Origin of the sequence: Aeromonas sp. R3-1 (genome assembly GCF_040908345.1) — a bacterium.
Taxonomy (GTDB): domain Bacteria; phylum Pseudomonadota; class Gammaproteobacteria; order Enterobacterales; family Aeromonadaceae; genus Aeromonas; species Aeromonas veronii.
Window position 1 is genome coordinate 1 of the sequence record NZ_JBFODN010000179.1, and the last position, 3,106, is coordinate 3,106.

Consider the following 3,106-nt stretch of genomic DNA (forward strand, 5'->3'; position numbering starts at 1 on the left):
TGAAAGGCTGGGGTATCCATGATGGTAGACCTCAAGGTGATGGCCTACTTCAAGATTAGCCTTTCAACACGTAATTGGGACAGAGCCTTTTTTATACCCGCTTGCCGCAAACGGCCAACCTGAGCCCATAACAAGCCAGCCAAAGCAAAAAGGCGCATCCGGATGGACGCGCCTTGTTTACATAGCCGATGCCGTTAACCGGCAGCGGAAACGGTCACTCAGGAGGAGAGTTTGCCATCCAGCTCTGCAATCTTGGCAGACCAGTAGGCCGGGCCGGTTTCGTGGATATTGTTGCCTTCGGAGTCGACCGCAACAGTCACCGGCATATCTTCCACTTCAAACTCGTAGATCGCTTCCATACCGAGATCGGCAAAGGCCACCACGCGCGCCTTCTTGATAGCCTTGGCAACCAGATAGGCGGCGCCGCCCACCGCCATCAGATAGACGGCCTTGTGCTGCTTAATGCTCTCGACGGTTTTCGGGCCGCGTTCGGATTTGCCGATCATGCCGATCAGGCCGGTTTCACCCAGCATCATGTCGGTGAACTTGTCCATCCGGGTGGAGGTGGTGGGGCCAGCCGGGCCAACCACTTCGTCGCGCACCGCATCAACCGGGCCAACGTAATAGATGAAGCGGTTGGTGAAATCGACCCCTTCAGGCAGCCCTTCGCCATTTTTCAGCATGTCGGCGATACGCTTGTGGGCGGCGTCGCGACCGGTGAGGATCTTGCCGGAGAGCAGCACGGTATCACCGCTCTTCCAGCTGGCCAGCTCGGCCTTGGTGATGCCATCGACGTTGACGCGGCGCACGTTGCCACCCGCTTCACGGGTGATCTCCGGCCAATCACTCAGTTTCGGCGGAGTCAGTTCGGCAGGGCCTGAACCATCCAGCTCGAAGTGAACGTGGCGGGTCGCGGCGCAGTTGGGGATCATCACCACCGGCTTGGAGGCGGCGTGAGTCGGCGCAGATTTCACCTTCACATCCAGCACGGTAGTGAGGCCGCCCAACCCCTGGGCACCGATCCCCAGCTTGTTGACCTTGTCGTAGAGCTCGACCCGCAGCTTCTCTTCAGTGGTTTGCGGGCCACGGGCGATCAGCTCCTGAATGTCGATGTGCTCCATCAGGGCCTCTTTGGCCAGTACCGCAGCTTTCTCGGCGGTACCGCCGATGCCGATGCCCAGCATGCCGGGTGGGCACCAGCCTGCGCCCATGGTCGGCACGGTTTTCAGCACCCACTCGACGATATCGTCAGAGGGGTTGAGCATCACCATCTTGGATTTGTTCTCGGAGCCGCCGCCTTTGGCCGCGATGCTCACTTCCACCTTGTTGCCGGGGATCATGTCGATATGGACCACGGCAGGGGCGTTGTCTTTGGTATTCTTGCGACTGCCAGCCGGATCGGCCAGCACGGAGGCGCGCAGCGGGTTGTCAGGATTGGTGTAGGCACGACGGGTCCCTTCGTCCACCATCTCCTGCACTGTCATGTCGCTGTCCCACTGGACCTGCATGCCAATTTTGACGAAACAGGTCACGATGCCGGTGTCCTGGCAGAGCGGACGATGACCTTCGGCGGACATGCGGGAGTTGATCAGGATCTGGGCCAGCGCATCTTTGGCGGCCGGGTTGGCCTCACGGTCATACGCCGCTTTGGCAGCCTGAACAAAATCCAACGGGTGGTAATAGGAGATGTACTGGAGGGCATCTGCGATAGAATCGATGAAATCCTGTTTTTTTATAATGCTCATATCATCCTCACTGGTCCTTGTCTCTGCCACAGAGCAGGGCAAGGGCTTCCATATGATGGGCCGTGCTGACGTGCTGGCTAAAAACTATCAACCAGCAAAAAACGAACGACACGGCAGTTTTTTCTTAAGTCACCGACACCTATGATACGCTTGCCCACCAGCACCGACTAGGGTTCGGGAACCAAACTGTTGCCTGTGTAACATAAAATGACGCCAACACTTCATATCCATCATCTAGACCATAGTGCTGAACTCCATCAGCTTTTTGCCCGCCTGCAACATCAGCCGTGGGCCATGTTGCTGGAGTCGGCGGGGCCACTCGGTGCCGATAACGGCTTTGATATCATCAGCGCCGATCCGCTGGCGACCCTCGAAACCCGCGGCGAAGTGACCACTCTGCGTGTCGGGGCGAATATCAGCAAACACCACGAAGATCCCCTCGCCCTGCTGGCCCATACCCAGCAACAGCTGCTGGGGGAGCTGGATCTGTGTGCCACTCACCTACCCTTTATTGGCGGCGCCCTCGGTCTCTTTGGCTATGATCTCGGCCGCCGCTTCGAGCGACTGCCAGTGCAGGCCGCCGCCGATATCGCGGTGCCAGACATGGCGGTGGGTATCTACGACTGGGCGCTGCTGCGCAATGTGGCAACCGGCGACTGGCAACTGGTGCACTGGGGGGATGAAGCGGGACTTGCCAACCGGCTGGCCTGGCTTGAACAGCAGCAGGCCAAACCGGCCCCCGCTTTTGCCTTGCAGGGGTCGTGGCAGAGCAATATGAGCCGCGCCGAGTATGGCGAAAAGTTTGCCCGCATTCAGGAATACCTTGCCGCGGGGGATTGCTACCAGATCAACCTGACCCAGCGTTTCAGCGCCCCCTATCAGGGGGATGAGTGGCAGGCCTATTGCCTGCTGGCAACCGCCAACAAGGCCCCCTTCTCAGCCTTTATCCGCCTGCCGGACAGTGCGCTGCTGAGCCTCTCTCCCGAGCGGTTCCTGCTGCTTGATGGACGTCATATCGAAACCAAACCCATCAAGGGTACTCGTCCGCGCCACCCTGATCCGGCCATCGATCGGCAAGTCGCGCGGGAGCTGGCGCAGGCGGACAAGGACAGATCAGAGAATCTGATGATCGTTGATCTGCTGCGCAACGATATAGGTCGGGTCAGCCGGCCAGGCTCGGTCAGCGTGCCTCATCTGTTTGCGGTGGAGTCGTTTCCGGCGGTACATCATCTGGTCTCCACCATCCATGGTGAGCTGGATGCACGCTGGCAAGGGGTCGATCTGCTGCGGGCCTGTTTCCCGGGTGGCTCCATCACCGGCGCCCCCAAAATCCGGGCTATGGAGATCATCGAAGAGCTTGA

The 3,106-nt window shown here is 59.3% G+C and carries 2 protein-coding genes; one reads left to right on the plus strand and one right to left on the minus strand.

Going from position 1 to position 3,106, the window contains the following annotated elements; translation table 11 throughout:
* Window positions 1–218 precede the first annotated feature (218 nt).
* Window positions 219–1,745 carry a fumarate hydratase gene (locus AB5Y85_RS10875; RefSeq protein WP_005351759.1) on the minus strand — a complete coding sequence of 509 codons (1,527 nt, stop codon included), beginning with the start codon at window positions 1,743–1,745 and terminating at the stop codon, window positions 219–221.
* A gap of 294 nt (window positions 1,746–2,039) precedes the next feature.
* On the opposite strand from AB5Y85_RS10875, the gene AB5Y85_RS10880 reads away from it, so the two are divergent.
* Window positions 2,040–3,106 (plus strand): chorismate-binding protein (locus AB5Y85_RS10880; protein ID WP_368221411.1); only part of this gene is annotated, 1,067 nt, incomplete at its 3' end.